Annotated in this window: 3 protein-coding genes; 1 reads left to right on the top strand and 2 read right to left on the bottom strand. The window is 44.3% G+C overall.

Annotation, left to right across the window (positions count from 1 at the left end; translation table 11 throughout):
* Window positions 1–10 precede the first annotated feature (10 nt).
* Both IJJ71_RS00905 and IJJ71_RS00910 read right to left on the bottom strand, forming a co-directional pair.
* Window positions 11–13,336: an Ig-like domain repeat protein gene (locus IJJ71_RS00905; RefSeq protein ID WP_296844768.1), complete on the bottom strand. Its 13,326-nt coding sequence runs from the start codon at window positions 13,334–13,336 to the stop codon at window positions 11–13.
* A 228-nt stretch (window positions 13,337–13,564) separates the two neighbouring features.
* Window positions 13,565–18,763, bottom strand: coding sequence for an Ig-like domain-containing protein (locus tag IJJ71_RS00910; RefSeq protein ID WP_296844769.1), 5,199 nt, complete (start codon window positions 18,761–18,763; stop codon window positions 13,565–13,567).
* A gap of 175 nt (window positions 18,764–18,938) precedes the next feature.
* Here IJJ71_RS00910 and IJJ71_RS00915 point away from each other — a divergent pair.
* Window positions 18,939–19,648 (top strand): NAD-dependent protein deacylase (locus tag IJJ71_RS00915; RefSeq protein WP_296844770.1); only part of this gene is annotated, 710 nt, incomplete at its 3' end.

Consider the following 19,648-nt stretch of genomic DNA (forward strand, 5'->3'; position numbering starts at 1 on the left):
CATACTTGCTTTACTTCAGCGTTGCGGTTTCGAGGCCGTTCTGGGTTCCGTAGCCGAGGATTGGCTGGTTGTTCTTGATACCAATACCTACGCTGTAATCGAGCGGAATTGATGTTGAAGCAAGAGGAACGGTCATTACTTCCCAGACACCGGTGAAGTCGTCGTTGCCGTCAACACCTTTAAGTTCATCCGCGGACTTTGTTTTGAGCAAAGCGCCGTCCGTAATCCATGCGGTGCGCACGGTGTACGAAGTCTTGTTGAATGAACTCATGAAGCTTGAGATGTAGGGAACATAATCGCTTCCGACTTTCTTGACGCTTATGCTGATGTTTGTGCCGCTTGAAAGGTACGAGTCAACAGTCATCGTCTTTGCCTCGTTCGGCTTCGTGTAGTCCTCAACATAGGCGTACTTCAAGTCGCCGTTTGAAGCGTCGTAGTATGCGATGTGGACTCCGTTTTCACCGTCAACAACAAGGTCTACATACCAGCCGACGAAGTTGTCATCGATGAGAACTGCATCTGACCAACCGTTATTTGTCTGATACTTATAGTACAATGCCTGCGCGTCAGAAGCGTACCATGCGACAACAGCTTTATTCTCGGTTGTTACACCGAGAGCAACATATTCACCTGACATTGATGAATCAGCTATTGTTGTTGCTCCTGCGGCAGAAGAATTCCCATGAGTTCGAGCCGCAAGACTTCCTCCATAAGTTGTATTATTTATATTTCCAGAACGGAATTTCACCACATTCTCGGCACTGTCATAATAGACTATGTATGCATCACCGTTTCTGTCATTGTTTCCTACAGAAACAATCTTAGGGCTCTTTACACGTTCGGAATAAACAGTATCACCATACTGTATATTTTCTAGAGCGGAACTATATTCTCCTGTAGAATATGCTCCCCCAGTGCCAGCATAATTTGTCGCAGTTCTTGTTATTGTATTATAAGCATACATTTTAAAGTGAGTCCTTCTTGAATATTTGTTATATCCATAATTTTCTTCATAAGAACCTGTACCACCAGTATCGCCGTTCTGGGCGGCACCATAAATCTGCCCAAGATTATCAACTGCTACTGCTGTTGCATACCATTGTGTATATGATGTATCCAAAAGATAATCTGCGGCATCTCCACGTTTCATTCTTACTTCAGCAGAGCCATGTCCATAAACCCAACCTACAGTTCCATCACTTCCTACCCTCATACTTGGATATCGGACAGACTTATCACCTACCACCTGCTCAACATTCCATACTGCGACCATACAATCGTCGGTGAGAGTCGAGTTGTTCACGTTGTTCGGCTGGCGGTTGTAGTAGTTCTTGTACTTGTCGTAGCCGCTTTCACTTTCTGCGTCGTAAGAGCCTTTCGCGTTGTTGTTGTTCACGTTGTTCAAAGAAGAAACCGCGCTTGTTCCACTTTCAACAGTCACGACGACTCCGCCGGAAGTCATCGCGCTTGAGACAGTTACGGTATTTCCTGTTGTCGCTGTTCCGCCGTTAACGCTTACTTTTGGAGAAGAACCGAAGTTGAAGCCGTTTACAGTGAAAGTTTCGTTGGTCGTATCGTCGTAATAATAGACCGGGTACGCACCAGTCGCGCTTCGCCCGAACACGGAAGCGTCCTTCTTGTATGCGTCGCCGACCTTGTTCTTTATTCCCGTAATATACGGCACAACATCCATCCTATATCGTGAAGTATATCCCGCATCACTTTCTGTCATGTTACCGCTTGCGTCATAAGTATAGGCTGTGTTTGCAGTACCTTCTGTAGAAAGCAGTCCAGTTTCAGTAGCCGTAGCACTTGCCTTCAAGGTCGATGCATCCACTGCCTGAACGATAAGTTCGCGGTCGTTTGCTGCAACACCAGAAACAAAGCTTGTGTCGAGATAGAGAGTCCATTTTACCGTGTGGCCACTCTGGTCGAGTGTGCTTTCATTTATGAAGAACTCGTAGCCGTCATCTGCAAGCGAGCCTTTGTGTGTCGTTGTTGTTCCCCAAGAAGAGCTTGAAGCCGTAACGGTGAATGTGTCCATGACTTCGTAAGCACCAGCTGTTGCTCCGAACTCGAAGCCTGACATCTTCATCTTAATCTGTTTGAGCATCTTGTTGTCGTAAGCAGTTCCAGTCACAACGATTTTTCCAGAAACTTTCGGGTCACGGTCATACTCGCCACTTGGAGCTGTTGCTCCGGTTGTAGAAGCTTTGTTCGTATCTTTGAAAGTACCTGCTGGCAAATCATGTTCAAGATCAATGTGACCGTTCGTGCTCTTGCCTTCATACAAGCTGTTGTGGCTTGCATCTGTCCAATAGAATGGAACGATTTTTGCTTCAGGTTTTGTTGCGTCAACAAGGGCGAGGTTCAAATCTTTGATGTGAAGAACACAGTTCTGGCTGTTTACGCCCGGAGTTGTTTCTTCAGTTGAATCCCAGAATGTGAATGAAGCCTGCTCAGTTTCTTTGTTTCCGTTTGAAGCAGTAAGCGTTTCGGTATCTGCAAGGCCAGCAATCTGTTTGCTCGTAAGAGTGAAGCCTTTGAGGCTTGTCGTAACATTTGATCTGTTATTGTATGTAACTTTTCCGACTCTTTCATCCGTGCCAATCAGAGTTGTAATCAAAGCCGCTTGAGTAGAGCTGATTGTTGCATTTGAAGCCGCTACGGTTCCGGCACCTGTTCCAGTTGAAGGAACGGCGGCAGGAAGAGCATCAGCAGAAACTTCGGCACCTTTCTTGTAAACGAGAGTAATGTCACCGTTTCCGCCGACAAATTCTGAAATCACGGCAAGCTTGTCTTTTACAGAGAATTTTTTATTGCCCTCAAAAGATGCTGTCGCAATCGAAAGTTTGTCCTTTACTTCTGTGGTTCCGATTCCTGCAGCAGCATTTGCATTGTACAGATTGTAGCCGACGAATTCATCCTTTGACCAGACATTGTTTGAGTTCAAATCTGTTCCGAGGAAGACTTTTGCAAGGCGTGGTGCAGAGTTCACGATTTTTACTGTAAATTCCCGTCCCGTCACGTTGCCGGCCTTATCGAATGCGAGAATTACGAGTTTTGCAGGTCCGTCCGGAATATTTGTTGAGTGAATTGTTGAATTCCATGTGAAGCCAGTTGATTTTGCGCCACCCAATTCTTCCGGCATTCCATCACCGTCGTCACTGTCATCGCTGAATGTGAACGGATTTTCAGAAGTGTTTGAAACTTTCTCCAGGTTCGTATTATCAACGCACTGTGCATACGGGAAGTATGCTGTTGTTTGAGAAGTGACATCTGCCTCTAGGCCGGTACTTGTATCAAATGTTACAGTGTTTCCTTCCACCTTATTGATTTTTCGGTAAACGCCGGCAATCTCAATCAAGCCACCTTTTCGAATATGCTTGTTATCTGCAAGAGAAGTGGTTGATGTGAATTCGTAAGCCTTCATAGTGCCTGTAACTGCCAGAGACCAGAGATGATAAGTATTTTCTGTGCCATTTACGGTCTGCTTAATCTCTCGTTTTGTGAGAATCGGGCTTGAGGTATCGTCAGAATCATCGGTATTACTCTTTGCATTATAAATTCTTGCCTTGGCATCGCCTGTTCCAGTAGTTATGAGAGGATCGAGAACAGCCTGCTTGCCATACCCTTCACCTTCACGAACATAATAGAAGACAACACGATCAAGGCCGGAACCTTCTTCACTGACTTTTCCGCCCATCTGGAAGATGTAGTCAGAATCCGCAATCTCGTAGTCATTTTCAAGCAAATCCGTAGAATCACTTGATGAACCCCTATAGAGTTTTTGAATCTCCGGAGCCGTATTATCGATATTGAGATTATATGTTTTATCGATTGTATGGCCGCCAGTTACTTTTGTATCAGTGACAGAAACAGTATAAGATACAGTTCCTTTGCTTCGATCCACAGGAATAAAGAGATACTGCCGTTTTGCACCACCAGTTAAATTTTCAAGATTTGACGCAAAATAATCAGTTCCACAGTTAAGAATTTCATTTCCTTTTTTTACCGAGAATTCTTCAAGACTGCTTTCATCATCAAGCTGAACGGTAAAATACCAGTCATCTTTCAGATATATTCCTGATTCATATACTTTTACAGCCGCAGCACTAGCAACATCCTTCATTGAATCAGCATTTGCAGCTGAAATTGGTGTTGAATATCGTCTGAGTGATACGGTCTGCTTAGGAGCCGTTGCATCGATATCAACAATTACAGTGGCTGTCCATGCACCTACCTTGCCGTCCGAGTTGATTGCAATTGCTCTCAACGCAAGATGTGTCTGTTCACCATCAGCAGGGTTCATCTCGCCGTTTGCGTTAATGTTGAAGTGCCATGAAGAACCTGTTTTTTCAACAGGAATTCCCCACCAGTCAGCAGAAGAATTGCTTGCCGCAAAATTCAGGGAAGTAAATCCAAGCTCTGTTCTTACTTCATCCAAAGTTTTTACGGTATATCCGTAGCCACCTTTATTAACACCAGTACTAGCATCTTTAGCAACATCATCAGAAATTAATTTTCCTGAATTGTGAGAATTTCCGTCAAAGACCGGCGTTCCATCAGAAGAAATTGTTCCAACCTGCAGGTAAACGGCCTTAACAGTGGCCTCGCCCTGAGGAATAATCGCATCACCTGCAACGCGGATTGTTCCGCCAAGAATTGGAGCTTCTATAGATCCGTCAGAGTTTTTCTTAACTTCTGGATAAGAAATTGTTGTCTTCGGTCGGTCAGCATCAGGATTGTGCTTGAATGTGTAATCACGCTTGATTGAGTAATTTCCAAGAGAATCTTTACTCATTACATAGAACGGAATCACATAAACGCCGTCCGAAGCTGATTGTGCATAGTTTGTGGCATCATCGTAACCTGACAAATCAGTAGATTTAAGCTCAAATGTCCATGAAGATGGTGACGATTTTGATGTGAATCCAGTTGATTGCCATGTTGTCAGGGCATAAAGAGTTGCAGCCGTTGAATTCTGCTGAGCTTTTGTCGGAATGAGCCACTTTGTATCGGCTGTAGTTGAGCCGGCATCAAGTGCTGTACCGATAAAGCTTACTGTTCCTGTCACTTCATCTTCTGAAGGTGGATTTGACACTTTGATTTCTGGTCCAGAATTATCGACAGCGAACGCCGCATTACCGCTTCCCGGAAGACTGAGCTTGTCATAAGGAACAACCTTTAGAGAAACTGTGCCAGAGTCGGCTTCGGCAAGAGAAATAATATCTGTTGTCCAGACCATTCCTGGAATGCCTTCGCCATCAACGGTAAAATATTTTGATTCTTTTGTTTTTGATTCCTTTGTTCCATTTGATGTGTAGCCCGCAACCGTAAAGTCTGGAGAGACAAATTTGTTTGTTATAGTTTCAGTCTGCTTAGAATCACCTGTACCTGTAGTCTTTTTATAGCTTACTTCCAGTGTGATTCCGTCAATATCGCTGACATCATAAGCCGCAATCTTAAACTGAACATTTTGTTTTTCAGTTCCACCGACTGTGTAGCTTGCAGTTATTGTCTCAAACTGGTCGTAAATTTTGTTTCCGTTTGCATCAAGAGCATCTGAAGTTCCATCCGCAGTTTTTTGTGCGCCACCGTTCACTGTTCCGTTATCTTTGTATGCAAGTGCACTGATTTCTGCAACGCTCGGAGCATTTGAGTCAGAAGTATACTGGAAAGGTGAAGTCAGGCTCGTCAAGTCAGTATCGAACTTTGTTTCACCGACACGGATTTTTGGCCGGCTGAGCAATGTTTTTGCATTAACTACGGTTTCTGTTTCTTGAGTGCCTGCCTCTGGCGTATAAGTGTAGCTTGTGTAGAATTTCTTGCCTGCCTTATCCTTTATATAGATGTAAACAGTCTTTCTTCCGTCAATATTCTTATTTTCCGCATAATCACGAGACGGTTTGAATTTGACAGAATCGTTTGTGAAGTCTGTGTGACCTTTTGCAGTTTCTGTTGGAGTTCCGTCCGTGTCTTCAGCTCCAGTGAATTCTTCTTCAGAAAGAACCACATCTTCCACTCCGTCATCGTCTGTTACGGTTGCGATTAACTGAGACTGTGTTCCGTATTTAAGTGCAAACCGAGGATCAGCAGTTGCTCCCAAATCCGTGATGTTCGTAATCTTAAAGATAGGCCTGTCCGAATCCTGAGAAACCTTGATGCTCACCGCGTCAGAGGCCTTTTCGTTTCCGGCAGAGTCCGTTCCCACCGCGCGAAGCTGGTATTCAGTGTTGTCAGAAAGTTTTGTTGTATCGAAGCCTTCGACTGTGAACGTGTAGCTTCCGCTCAATGCAAGCGAATCGACCTTGGTAGAAAGGTCTGTCCAGTCAGAAGCGTCTCCGCCCTTGTATTCGATTTTTGTGATTGCGTTCGCAGGAAGAACGTTCTTGTCTTCCATTGTACCAGTGAGCGTGATTATGCCGTTCACCTGCGTTCCTGCCGTCTCGGAATCAGCGTCCGTCGGTGATGAGAGAGTGATGCTGTCGAGCTGCTCATCGATGATTACGGTTGCGACGTTGATTGACTTTGTGTTTCCAATGCCAGCGCGGTCCTTCGCTTCGAGTGAAACAGATACAGTGCCGCTTGCGTCCGCAAAGAATTTGTCGTTGTTCACGGTCGCAGTCCACGTCCATTCCTTGTCCATGCCATCGGTCTTTGTTATTGAGAGAGTTCCGTTGTCGTTAGTTGCCGTTCCGTCGGCAGCGTCGTTCTTCAAGAGAATTTCTTTTGTTCCCTGCTTGAGCGTGATGCTGTAGAGGCCGGAATCCGCGTCGCTCGCTGTTCCGCTGAATTCCATCGTGCCCTTTTTGTTCGTGTATTTGAGTCCTTCAACGCTTGAACTTGCGTCCGGCGTCGTCTCGTCCACGTTCAGGGAGATGTTGCTGTATGTAGTGCCACCCACTGTTACCGAGTCGAGGACCGCGTTTCCAACATTGTCAACAGCGACGAGGATAACGTAGTTCTTTCCCGTGCTGAATCCAGAGAGAACGGAATTGTAGTTCGATTCCACGGTCGCGTAAGATTTTGTGCTTCCACTCAAAGTTCCGAGGTCAGAGACAAAATCCTTGTACTCGCCGGAAGTCGTGCTGAACGAAGTCGATTCGCCCAGTGCGTTTTTAAGCGAGCCTGTGTAGAATACGCGGCGTTTTGCGTCGGAAGCGATGACTCCAGGAGCGAAATATCCTGTTTTGTCCGTCTTGTAGTTTTTGAGGAAGTCATCCGCCTTTTTGTCGAGTTCTTCCTGAACCTTATCAGCAGGCACTCCCACCAAATCAGTCTCGGAGATGACTTTATAGTAAATCATCGCGGCACCGCTGCCAGTGTCGCTCAATGTTCCGCGGATTTTTATAGTCTTCGAGTTTCCGTATGTTCCTTCGCTGTACTTTCCGCCAACGTCCTTGTCGAGTTCTGTGAGCGTCTCAATGTCGTCGTTGTCGTTCTCGTTGATTCGGAAGAATACGTCCTTATTCTTCTCGTCGATTGCGTGAAGGGCTTTCGGAGCGATGTCGTCGATTTTTACGAGGACATTCTGAGATTCAGTGTTTCCTGCGTTGTCAGTCGCGGTAATCTTGAGCGTTACCGAGCCAGCAGAAGCATAGTTTGAAAGTTTGAGCGTCACAGGAAGGGCCGTAATGTCTTTTCCGTTGATTTTTGAAACGATGTCGCTCGTGCCGTCATTGACCACAATCGACTTGATTCCAGACTTCGAGTCCTGAACGGAGCCAGAAAGAAGGAAGTTGTCTCCGCTGTGGATGTAGTAAACGGTTTTGTCTGCGCCGTCGATTTTTTCTTTTGTTTCGTAGACGCTGTATGTGCCTCCCACGTCCGAAAGGGAAACGTTCTTTATAGTAGGCTTATCGGTATCAACATCGATTCGGAAAATCGTTGAATTAGAAGAGTTTCCGGCCTTGTCGGTCAATGTAGCCTTCACGGCATAGGTTTTGTCTTCAAGTCCAGAAAGGAAATCCTGAGGAATCGTTGCCGTCCAGTTTGCGAAGGAGTCTGTTGAAGTTGCAGTTATTTCAGTTGAACTTCCAGAAATTGTAAGCGGACTTGAACTTCCATCAACAGTAATTGAAAGTTTTACAGAATCCACACCAGAAGCATCGTCGCTGGCTTGTCCGTTTACGGTAATCGAGTTCGATTTGTTGGAATACTGATTTCCGCTCTTGTCAGTTGACAATAACTGCGGGCTTTCTGAGTCAATATAAATACTGAAAGTTTTTTGGGCACTTACATTGCCGGCTTCATCCTCTGCGACAAGAGTGACAGTGTTTGCCTGAGCAACGCCACTTTCATCCTTTTTTGAAAGGAATTCACCGAGTTTTGTGCTGAATGCTTCTTTTTCAACATTGCCCGAAGCATCTTTTACAAGGCTCGTTGTGAATGAATCAGAATCTGCGGCCGTACCATCAGCCTTTGTAATTGTATAACGGATTTCCTTGATTCCGCTGCCATTTTCTGTAAGAGAACCTGAGAACGGTAATGTAGAATTTTTGTACCACGAGTGGTTTGTGCCTTCAATGTATGTTTTTTTGTCTACAAGAATATCAGAGTCATTCCATTCAGGCTTAACTGTGTCCACAAGCGTGCTAAATTTCAATGTCTGAGATTCCCGTTCTACCCAGTCTTTTGCCTTGACTTCAAATTCCCATTTTCCGTTGTTTGTGCTGCCTGCCGTAAGGGTGATTTTAAATGTGCCTGATTTTTTTCCGTCAGTAACAACATTTTCAATTACCAGACCATTTGTGCCGGTTGAGACAGCAGTTCCGTCCTTCTTTGCGACTACATTGATTTCATCAAGCGCGTAAGAATCTGCACAAGTTCCTTCAATGACAAGAGTTTCTTCTTCTTTGACATACTGAGGAACTTCATTGTTTGTGGTTACAGTACTGCTAATCTTAACCGAAGTTTTTGCAACAGTCGGCTTAGAGAAGTCAATTTTGAGATTTTTGTATTCATCAGTCTCTTTGATATTTCCTGCTGCATCGATAGCACGCCCCTGAATCCAAATTCCGTTGTCATTCAAACCGTTTCCTTCGCGCATATCAACTGAGAATGACCAAGAACTTTCCGCTGTTGACTGAGTTACGCCAGAAACATCACGCCAGTCGCTGTAATCATCAACATAAGTTGAATTTGTACTGTCATAATATGGGCGAACTTTGTACTGGAGTTTTTTTGTTCCTGTTGTTGTATCGCTCCATTTTCCAGAAAGGAGATATTTATGTAAAATATTATCACCCTCTGTCACAACAGAATGGTTCGTATTTTCTTCGGTGAGAATCTTGTCACCTTTAAGATGGGCGTCAGTTGTCTCATTTGAAACTGTGAGTCCCGGAATGCCAGTGTCACGAATTACAGAAATTTTCTTTGTTACGGAATTTCCGGCTTTATCAGAGATTTTAATTTCGTAAGAATGTGTTCCGTCAGAAGTTCCGCCTGTGATTGTCCAGATTTTGTTTTCCGTGCCAGTGCGAGTAACAGTTACGGCAGTTCCGTTCATTGTCGCAGTGATTGTAACAGCGGCAGCCGTTCCATCTGGATTTTTGCTCGCCTCAGTAACAACTCCACTGATTTTGTAGCCGTTTGTTGCATCGGTTGCGTAATATGTGATTGTTTCATCAAGAGCCGAATCCGCATCCAAAATCAAGTTTCCGGCAAGGTCTTTTGAGCCTGACTCAGATGCACCGGCAGGCTTTTTGAGCCCAGTTCCAAGCAATGTTGAGCTTGGTGCAGTGTTATCCCGCGTGATTTTGAGAGAAGATGATGGATTTCCGCTTACAGTAGAAACATTTCCTGCTTCATCAATTACGCTGATGTAAACAGTTTTAGCTTGTGTGCCGTCCGAAGTTTCTGAGCCAAGCTCTATATTTGCAATCCATGTGTACTCGCCTTTTGTTGCTGTAGGCGTTGCGGCAATCTGGTTCCAGCCAGGATTCAATGCTCCGCTTGCACTGAAAGGCTCATAATTTCCTGATGCAGTCTGCGGCGTGATAGACCAGTAAAGGCCTTTGATTCCGCTTGTGCCTTCCCCGCCGTCAGAAATCGTTCCTTTTACGGCGTACATTGATTCTGCTGTAAACACTTCTGTTTCTGACGGTGTAGTTATAGCGAATGTCGGAGGCGTAACATCAACGACGAATCCAACAGTTGTCGAAGTCTTCTGTCCATAAACATCTTTCGCCTCATAATCGAGAGTGTACGAATCAGAAGCATTTGTCGGCAGAGTCACAGTGCCAGTCCATTTGTAAACACCGTTATCCGCTGCACCGATTATCACAGGAGAAACTGTAGCTCCTGCCACCTCAACATTGCCCTGCTTAAGTTTGCCGGTAATTTCTACCTCAACTTTCTTTGAGACAGTTCCTTCAACCTGAACAGTTCCGTTCTGATAGCTTCCAGCTACAGGTTTTGTGATTGTAATGTTTGGCGCACCAGAATCAACAGCGATGAAGAAGTTTCCTACAGATTTTTCGCCATAGGGATTTGAGTTCAAAGGGGTTGTGAGATAATCTCTTGCCTCGATTTTTACCTGATATTTGCCTTCGTTTGATGGAAGCAAGAAGTTTACGGATGCACTTGTTTTTCCAGGATAAGCAACATACGGATTTACACCATAAGCATCATTTGTATCAGCAGCCGCAAGTGTAGTTCCGTCTTCTTTATAAATATAAATCTTGTATTCTGCAACAGAGTCATCATCCTCAAAAGAAATTTGCAACTTGTTGTTATTTGTCGTTCCGAAAAGGTTCGTGTCGACACTGATTCCATTTGCCGAAGTTACGGCTACGTCGGCATTTCCAAGCGTAATCTTCGGGCGGTCAGTTTCCTGATAAATCACAAAGTTTTTGCCATTAGAGTTCAGGAGAGTTTTTGAAGAATATGAGCCTGTGTTTCCGGCTTCGTCCACAGCAGTAACTACAAGTTCTACCTGAATCGTTGCATCTTCTTCCTCACCCTTGTAATCATGGAAGAGTTTTGTGATTGCGGTTGTAGCAAAAGGAATGTTGAGCGTGAACTGTTTTCCAAGACTTCCGTCAAAATTTCCATCCGCGGCCCCTGCATCAAGTCCAAGCTCGGTTTTGCGAGTTTTCAAATCTTCAAGAATAGAATCGCCCTCAGCAAGAGTTTTACCCAAATCTGTGCTTGCCCAAATATCGTAGCTTACATTTTTAAGGTTCTGCTCCTCGACATTTCCCTTGATTGTAATATTTCCGTTGAGATATGTGTTTGTATCGCCGTTGCCAAAATATTCTGAGCCGGAAACGCTTGGTGTAATTGAAGTCATCGTGACAACTGGAGCAACAGTATCAATATGGATGTCGCGGCTTGTAAAACCAGAATGTCCAGAAGAAGATTTTCCAGAAATTTCAAGAGAAGCGAGCAGCTGTTTGTTTGAAATATCAACAGAAGAAAGTCCCGGAAGTTTTGTGAGATCAATCTTCCATTTATTTGCGTCATAATCCCAAGAAAGAGCCTGTGCAGCAGATTGAGTCCAAACGACACCACCCTCAGTAGTCTTATTGCTGATCATCGTGTCCGTGTAAGTTCCGACTGTAGCATTAGTGTTCTCATCTTTTAAAGTGAGTTTTGCCGTGATTTCTTTGACAAAGTAGCTTCCTGTTGAAACAATAGCCGTTCCAGAGAATTTCGGAGTTGCAAAATCCTTCAATACAGAAAGCGATTTCGGAGTCTCTGAGCCTTCGGTGTCATCAAAAGCAAATGTCGGCGGGACACCGGCCGCATTTCCTTCAAATCCGTAGACAATATTCTGAGAAAAACGGACTTCATCGACATCGTGACCAGTTACGCCCAAAATATAGAATTTTTCGAGTTCAATATAATCTTCTATAGCAGGGAGAGTGACCGCAAATGTTTTTGTCGCAACAGAGCTTCCCTTATCGTTGTGCTGAGCATAGTCATAGACAAGAATCCAGTCATTACCAGATTCAAGATTGATTGTCGTGACATCCTCAACGAATTCGGCTTCTTCTTTTGTAAGCTCGATGACTTTCTGATTGAGTTTTTCAAGCTCGCTTTTTACTGCAATTTCGTCAGTCGGTTTTGACGCATATTTCTTAATCCAGACTTTTACAAGTTCTGGCTGAATGTTCGTGTTATCAAGACCTGCACTGACAGTAACAGAAACTGTGTTTCCAGACGATGCAAGCTGATTCTCATTAGAAGCGAAGTTAAATTTATAGCCGTTTACGGTGTAAGTCGGGTTTGCCTGCGGATTGAGTGAGAAATAAAGACGATTCGCATCAACTTCCGTATTTTTTGCGTTTGTGCTGAGAGTTGAGAGAGCAGCCGTAGCCTTTTCGCCCTTGTCCAGCCCCGCAAGAATGTCCTTTAAATTTGCCGCGCTCAAGCCCAAGCCTTTTTTCGCGCTCATCAAAGCTGTGTAGACATCATCATAAAGATAGACCGTTGAAGTAGAGTTACCATAAACATCAGATGCAATCTCGACCGCGCTTCGGGAACTGTTTTTCGGCGGGTTTTTGTAAACTTTCGCAGAGTCATAAAGGGCAATCTGTGCAAAATATTCTATTGTACCCGCTTCTTCGTTATCGCCATAAATATCCGTGTAACGAGTTTTTGCAGTCTGTGTCGCAGTATCAGACCATTGTGCGATAGTTACGCTTGAACCGCCGGCAGTCGCAATGTCTTCCTCGCGGTAAAAATCAATCGCGCTGCCCTCATAAGTCTCATGAGAAAGAAGCTGACCGTCCGAAGTTCTGAAAATTTTGACATCCATGTAAGAAATCGGATGGTTATCAGAAATTGTACCGTCAATAGTAAACAATGAGCCGTAAGCCGAAGCCTTAAGTCCGCTGCTTTTTACGACACCAGGATTTGAGATGATGAAAACAGGAGGAGTGTTGTCGATTTCAAACTGTCTTGAGCTTACGCCGGAATTGTTTCCCGCATTATCATAAGCCGTAACGCTGAACTCATATTTTCCATCAGGAAGCTGCCAGCCGTTGTAATATTCGGCATTGTTTGAGTCATAAGAATTAAGTTCGACCTGCCATGAAGTCTGATCAACAGAGACTTTCGCAGGATATGAGCCATAATCCACGCCTGACTCAAGATTTTTAACGGTGACAAGAATGCGTGAGATAGACTTATCATCAGAACAGTCACCAGCGAGAATGAATGAATCACGGATTGCGGCACCAGAATCAGGATAAGTAATAGACAAAGTTGGTGCTTTCGTATCAATGGAAGCTCCCAAACCTGCATCTTCGCCGCAGGAAAGCAGTACGGCCAAGAGAAGACTTGCCAATCCACCAACAACCCAATTCTTCAAAAAGAATCTTTCCATTTCTCACCTCAATAAGTGTTAATAAAAAAAACTCTCGCTGATAAAAAAAATTCTCTCTCTTAAATATCGATAATATTTCAAAATAAATTTATCGAATAATACAATTTTAGAGTTTTTTAAGGAAAGAATACAAATTCTGTCTATTTTATAAATTTTCCGTCATTTTCGATTTTCAAAAATGACGGATTTATTGAGACAAGCCTTAGTGTTAATAATCAAGTTTTTATTTTAGAACATATTGACGCGCAAGCCGACTGAGACCTGCGGAACCATGCTCCTGACTTTTTCCTCAGAGCTGACATCCGTAGGAATGAACCAGAGCTGGCCTTCGGTGTAGAGCGCAATCGTCCTGAACATTTTCTGCCTTGAGAATGTGACGCGCGGGAATTCAAGCTGCAAGAGACCTGCAGAAAGAACCTGCGGCTTTCCAGAACTTGTGTCGTCAAAGCGGGTGAAGTTCGCGCCGAGAGCAACATTCATGCTGAGCCATTCCCAATCCGGGCCAAAGTAATACCTGAACGGAAGGTAATAGACATTTGCAAGAAGTTTCATGCCGACAACGCTGCTTCCGCCGTAACGGAGAGTTGATTTGTCGAACATGTTTCGCTGCTGCTGTGTGAACTGTCCCCACTGAACCTGGAGCTTAACATTGTCATCGAAGAATGTAAGACCCGCACCGACATTGAAAAGCGTAGCTCCCCAGAACTGCCAGTCGAAGTACAATCCCTGGATGAAGCCCGGAATCTCGTAAGCAGATTTGTCGCCGCTTCGCAATGCGAGGGTAAGGCTCTTCAAGGCAACATCATCTTTTGCCAAGCCTGAGAATTCAAGTAGCTGGTTATAATGTCCGCCGGCTCCCGGAGAAATGAGCTTGATTGTCGGCTTAGTGCTGTCAACCTGAACGATACATCTTGTGACCGCAACTTCACCGTTCTTCATCACCGCACGGACAAGAAGGAAGTGATAGCCTTCCGCAATGTCCTCGTTTTCGACACGGTAACGCCATTTTCCAGAAGAAGAGACTTTCTCGAATGTTTTTCCGTTATCAAATGAAATCTCAACCTTTTCGACGCTCTTGCCATTCAAAGTTTCTTTGAGTTCTTTTGGAGCACCTTTTGCATTTGCACGGATAACTTCTTCTTCATCGTAAGAATAGCCTGCGTTTCCGACAATGTACGGGCGTTCCATAGCAAAATCACCGTAAGTGAAGTTGTCGATTGTAATCCACGGACCGACAGCCTTGTAATTAAGATACTGAGTGTTTGAGGTGATGTTTGTGCCGCCATCAAGTTCCGCAACGACCTTGATTTTGTGCTGACCTTCCTCAATCATGCTCTGATCGATGTTGAATTTATAATATCCGCTCTCTGAAAGTTCTGTCGTAGAAACTTGCTTGTCATCGATAAAAAGATTGAGTGCTTCGATTGCCTTTTCGCTGACAGCCGTTCCGTAAATGTTGAACACGCCCTGAACGAATTCGCCGTTGAGAGGATAAAGCAAATCGACTTTCGCCTTCGGTGCCTTTTTGTTGAGCTGGATGTTTCGGCTCACGCGGGTAATATTTTCTGCCGCATCAACACCTGTAATCTCAATGTTATATGCTCCGTCATCAAGATTTGACAAATCAAAAGCCTGTGTGATGATTGCATCAGGAGTCAAATCAGTGTGAGAAAGCTTCTGGCTTACGGCCTTTCCTTCGAGCGAACGGATTGTAACATAAAGTTTCGTAAGGTTGATGTTATCAGTTGTCTGCCCCGAAAGGAAAACCATTCCTGTTGATTTTGAGTCATCGAGCGGAAGCATAAGCTCAATTGCAGGCGGTGTATTGTCAATGTTAATCAAAGAAGAATAAAGTCCTTCGATGTCGTACCAGTCAACGACCTTCATAAACACGACATGAGTTCCGTCTTCGATTACCCTTGTGTCAAATTCGTAGCTCCATTCGCACTGAGTCAGCTCATGGCCGAATTTTCCGACAGCCTCGTTGAAACTGTTTCCGTTATCGAGAGAAATATAGACAGCCTTGATTCCGTTTTTATCGGTTGCAACGCCAGTCATTTTGATTGTCTGCCTTACAGTCTCGCTGATTGGCGGCGTAAGAACAGCACCTTTCGGCTCTTCAAGAGAAATTCGGAAATTCCTTGTGAATTCCGGGCCTTTTACGCCGTTGATGTCCTCAGCATAAACCGTAATTGAATGTTCGTTATCCGTAAAATCAGTAAGTTTCTTTGGAATAACGAAACTTGTACCAATCTGTTCAAGAGGCTCGTACTTGCCGTTGTCAAATTTATAGAAAATCTTAGGACCGGCGATTACATTACCGAAATCGTCTTTTTTAACGCCATCATCATCATAAATTACGCCGGAGAATTCAAAATCCCTTGTGAGAACGGCATCTTCTTCCGGGACATGGACTTCGGCAATCGGGAAGTCGCTTACATTGTCGATGATGAAATTCCACTGCTTGATTTCATTTGTATTTCCGACCGCATCGATGAATTTGAAAGTCATCAAATCGTCGATTGGCATTTCCGCCGTTCCGACATGGGTTGTAATCATTGAAGCCAAAGGAATATCAACAGGTTTCGGAGTCTCGCCCTTCTTTACAGGAGCAAAATACTGAACTTTATCAAGCCGCCCGTTATCCTTTGCGATGAATGCAATCAAATTCTCGCCGTTCACGATGTCATTTTCACCAGGAAGAATAATCTCGACTTCTGGAGGAACCGTGTCCTTGTTGATTGCGACTGATTTTACAGTTGTCTTGCCAGTCACATCAGTTGCACGGACTTTGATTCCGATGAATCCGTCATCAAATGTTGAAAGGCCGATATTAGAAGAATACTGACCGTTTGCGAGAGTCATTGCTGTCCAAGACTCGCCGCCATCTGCAGAATATTCGACTTTTGAGATTCCGTTTGCGTCAGAAGCAGTTGCCGAAACCTGAACTTTTGTCTGCGCCCAAGAGAGGTTTGCAGGCGAAGTGATTTCAAGAACAGGAGGCTCATCGTCAACAACAAGATTTACAGGAGCCGCAGCGAATGATTTTCCGCTTCCGTCTTTTGCAGTCAAAGCGACATTTTTGTAAGAACCTTCTTTTGTAGGTGTGATGCTGATTCCCTTTCCGTCGTTCTCAGCCGTGAATGCCGCGTTATTAACAGAAACGCTTACAGGAAGATTTATGCCGGCGTAACCAGTGAAAGGCTTTCCAGAAGAAATTACATAAGCGTTCAGGTCAGCGTTGAAAATAGCGTTATCATTTGGAATCCAATGCACTTCACCGGCTTTCCAAGAGCTTTTTTTGTCTGGAACTGGTCGGACTACGCAGAATGTGACTTTGCAGCTTCCAGTGGCAATTTTTCCGGCAGTAGCATTAACCGTAAGTGTCGTGATTCTTGATGGAAGATTTGCGAGCTTGACTTCATAATGGCCGTTCACAAGCTCCGCTTTTCCAGTCTGTCTTACATCGCCGCCAACTTCATTAACACCCTCAATGAGATAATTGACTGAAACAGATTTTTCTTCGGTGGTGACATTGAATGCCGCTACAGCAGAACTTGCAGTTCCGTAAGGCACGACGACATTCATTCCGCCCTTATATTCTTCACCATTGATACTGATTACATTTACAGTGACTCCAGAATCTGTCTCGCCCTCGATGATTTTTTCAGAAATCGGAGCATCAAGCAAATCCTCGTGGATGTATGACAAATCTTTGATATTGAGAAGAGTTTTCTTTTCAGCTTTCTGGCCGTACATGTCAGTCACGGAAACTGTTACCTGAACAAGCCCCCACGGAAGATTCGTAAGCGGGACTTTGACAGAGACTGATTTTTCCGGATTTTTCGTGCGGAAATCCTGAGAAGCAATAATTTCGTCCTTTCCGCTCTCAATCATGTAATAATAAGATACGATTCCAGAAGGAGATGTTGCCGAAACTTCATAAGAAGGATTTGACTCAGGATGCACGAGAAGGCCGTTTACAGCCGTTGCACCATTTACACTTGCCCCGCCAAACTGAGGAGCCGCGCCCATTGCGTTAAATGTAGTGGTTACAGTATCTCCCCTGACTCCGTGGATATCAGTTGCAGTAACGGAAATGCTGTGAGAACCAGGCGCAAGCTCGCCACATTCAATTTCTGCGGAGAAAACGCCGTCTGTTTCGATTGTGCGGTGAGTTCCAGTGTCCAGAACATAGTCTACGGAAGCAACGCCGTCGTCATCAGTTGCGATTCCCTGGATGAACAGAGATTTTGTGCCGCCCGGAATGAGAGTGCCGGCTGCAGGAGTTTTAATTGCAGCGATTGGCTTGTCTCGTTCCTGATCAAGCGGGAATTCCTTTTCGACAGTAACGATGTTGCCGGCCGTGTCCTCTGCAGTGACAGCAAATTTTGTGTTTTTCTTGAGATTTCGAGTGTCGATTTCCTTTGACCAGTACGGATTGCCCGGAGTAAGCTCAAAAAATCCCTTCTGGCCGTTGAATTCCCATGAAAGTTTATGAAGTCCGACCTTATCTTTTGCATAGCCAGCTACAGTGAAAATTCCGTTGCAGACATCGCCGTTCCGAGGATAGACAATCTGAACATCAGGCTTTGTATTGTCAACAAAGTAAAGATAAGATGAGATTCCGACTGAGCCCATTTTATCGACAGCCTTAAACCAAAGGATTGCAGGACCGTCTTTTTCAGTTCTTGTATCGATAGGAATTTCAAAAGTTGTCTTTTTAGTCTTTTTGTCGTAAGAAATTTTTGTCTCGATGTAATTCTCACCATTGTCAAGAGAATAATAGAGAGTTTTGATTCCGTTACCGTCGCTCGCTTCACCCTGAATCTTGATTTTTCCGGAAACAAGCTCACCGAGAGCATGGTTCGTAACCTGAGTTATCGGCTTTCGGCGGTCAAGGTTCCAAGTGACATAAGCCTTCTTTTTCGGCTTGTCCTGCGAAGAAAGACCGTTAATATCAACGCCCCAAACTTCAATTGTGTGAGGACCTTCAGCGAGTTCATTTGTATCGAGATAATATGACCAGAATTCCTTGCCCTCAGCTTTTACAGGCTCCCCGCCATCGAGAACAAGCCAAACTTCGGAAACACCGTCATCATCAACACAAGTACCGACAATGTTAAGGTTGCCCGGAACGCGCATTTGTGGAGCAGGATTCGTTATTCCCGAAACAGCGTAGTCAGAATCCGGGTCGATATAAAGATTGTATGGGCCTGCAATTTCTGTATTTCCGCCTTTATCTTTGGCCTCTGCATAGATATTGTATTTGCCGGCATTTTTCTCATTTATGTCAAAAGTTTCCTTCCAGCTGTCCATGTTCTCGACATCTTTATAATCAACATCTTTTTTACCAAAAGCAAAAGCCACGAAAGAAGTCAAAGCAAAACAAGAGAACAAGAAAATTTTTCTTAGATTTTTATACATACTACAGTCCTATATTTACAGTTTTGGATTCATATAATAGATTAAACTAAAAGGAAAATCAATTTTTTAGAAAATTCCTTTTGCTTTTTTAAGAATTTCATTCTAAAATTTCGGTGAATAAACAATAAATCTTAACTTTTCATTTTGAAAGTATAATACAAGGAGAATCTTAAAGATGGATGAAAAAATTGAAGAATTACAGAAGATGATAGACGAATCAAATAAAATCGTCTTCTTCGGCGGGGCAGGAGTCTCAACCGAAAGCGGAATCCCGGATTTCCGAAGTCAGGACGGACTTTACCAGCAGGAATGGAAATATCCGCCAGAGACAATCATATCACGCTCATTTTTCGACAACAATCCAAAGGAATTCTACAGATTCTATCGTAAAAAGCTGATTATCAAAGATGTTAAGCCGAACATCACGCATTTTAAGCTGGCGGAGCTTGAAAAGGCAGGCAAATTGAGCGCAATTGTCACACAGAATATCGACGGCTTGCACCAGATGGCCGGCAGCAAGACAGTTTGGGAACTTCACGGAAGCACTTTGCGCAACTACTGCATGAAGTGCGGCAAATCTTATGACATCGACTTCATTGCCGCAAGCGAGAACGAAAAGAAAAAGCTCCCGATTTGTGAGTGCGGCGGCTTGGTAAAGCCGGATGTTGTTTTGTACGAGGAAGGACTCGACGACAAGGTAATCAGCGGAGCAATCCAGTCAATAGCCGAAGCTGACATGCTGATTATCGGAGGCACATCGCTGGTCGTATACCCAGCAGCGGGATTGATTCAATACTTCCAGGGAAAGCATATCGTGCTGATTAACAAGACAGCAACTCAGGCAGACGACAAAGCAGACCTGGTGATTCACGATTCACTGGGGAA

The sequence above is a fragment of the Treponema sp. genome (genome assembly GCF_017430385.1).
Classification (GTDB): domain Bacteria; phylum Spirochaetota; class Spirochaetia; order Treponematales; family Treponemataceae; genus Treponema_D.

Bases quoted from the DNA above. Each gene is read 5' to 3' on its own strand.
- IJJ71_RS00910 (WP_296844769.1), bottom strand. From the start codon at position 18,763: ATGTATAAAAATCTAAGAAAAATTTTCTTGTTCTCTTGTTTTGCTTTG.
- IJJ71_RS00905 (WP_296844768.1), bottom strand. From the start codon at position 13,336: ATGGAAAGATTCTTTTTGAAGAATTGGGTTGTTGGTGGATTGGCAAGT.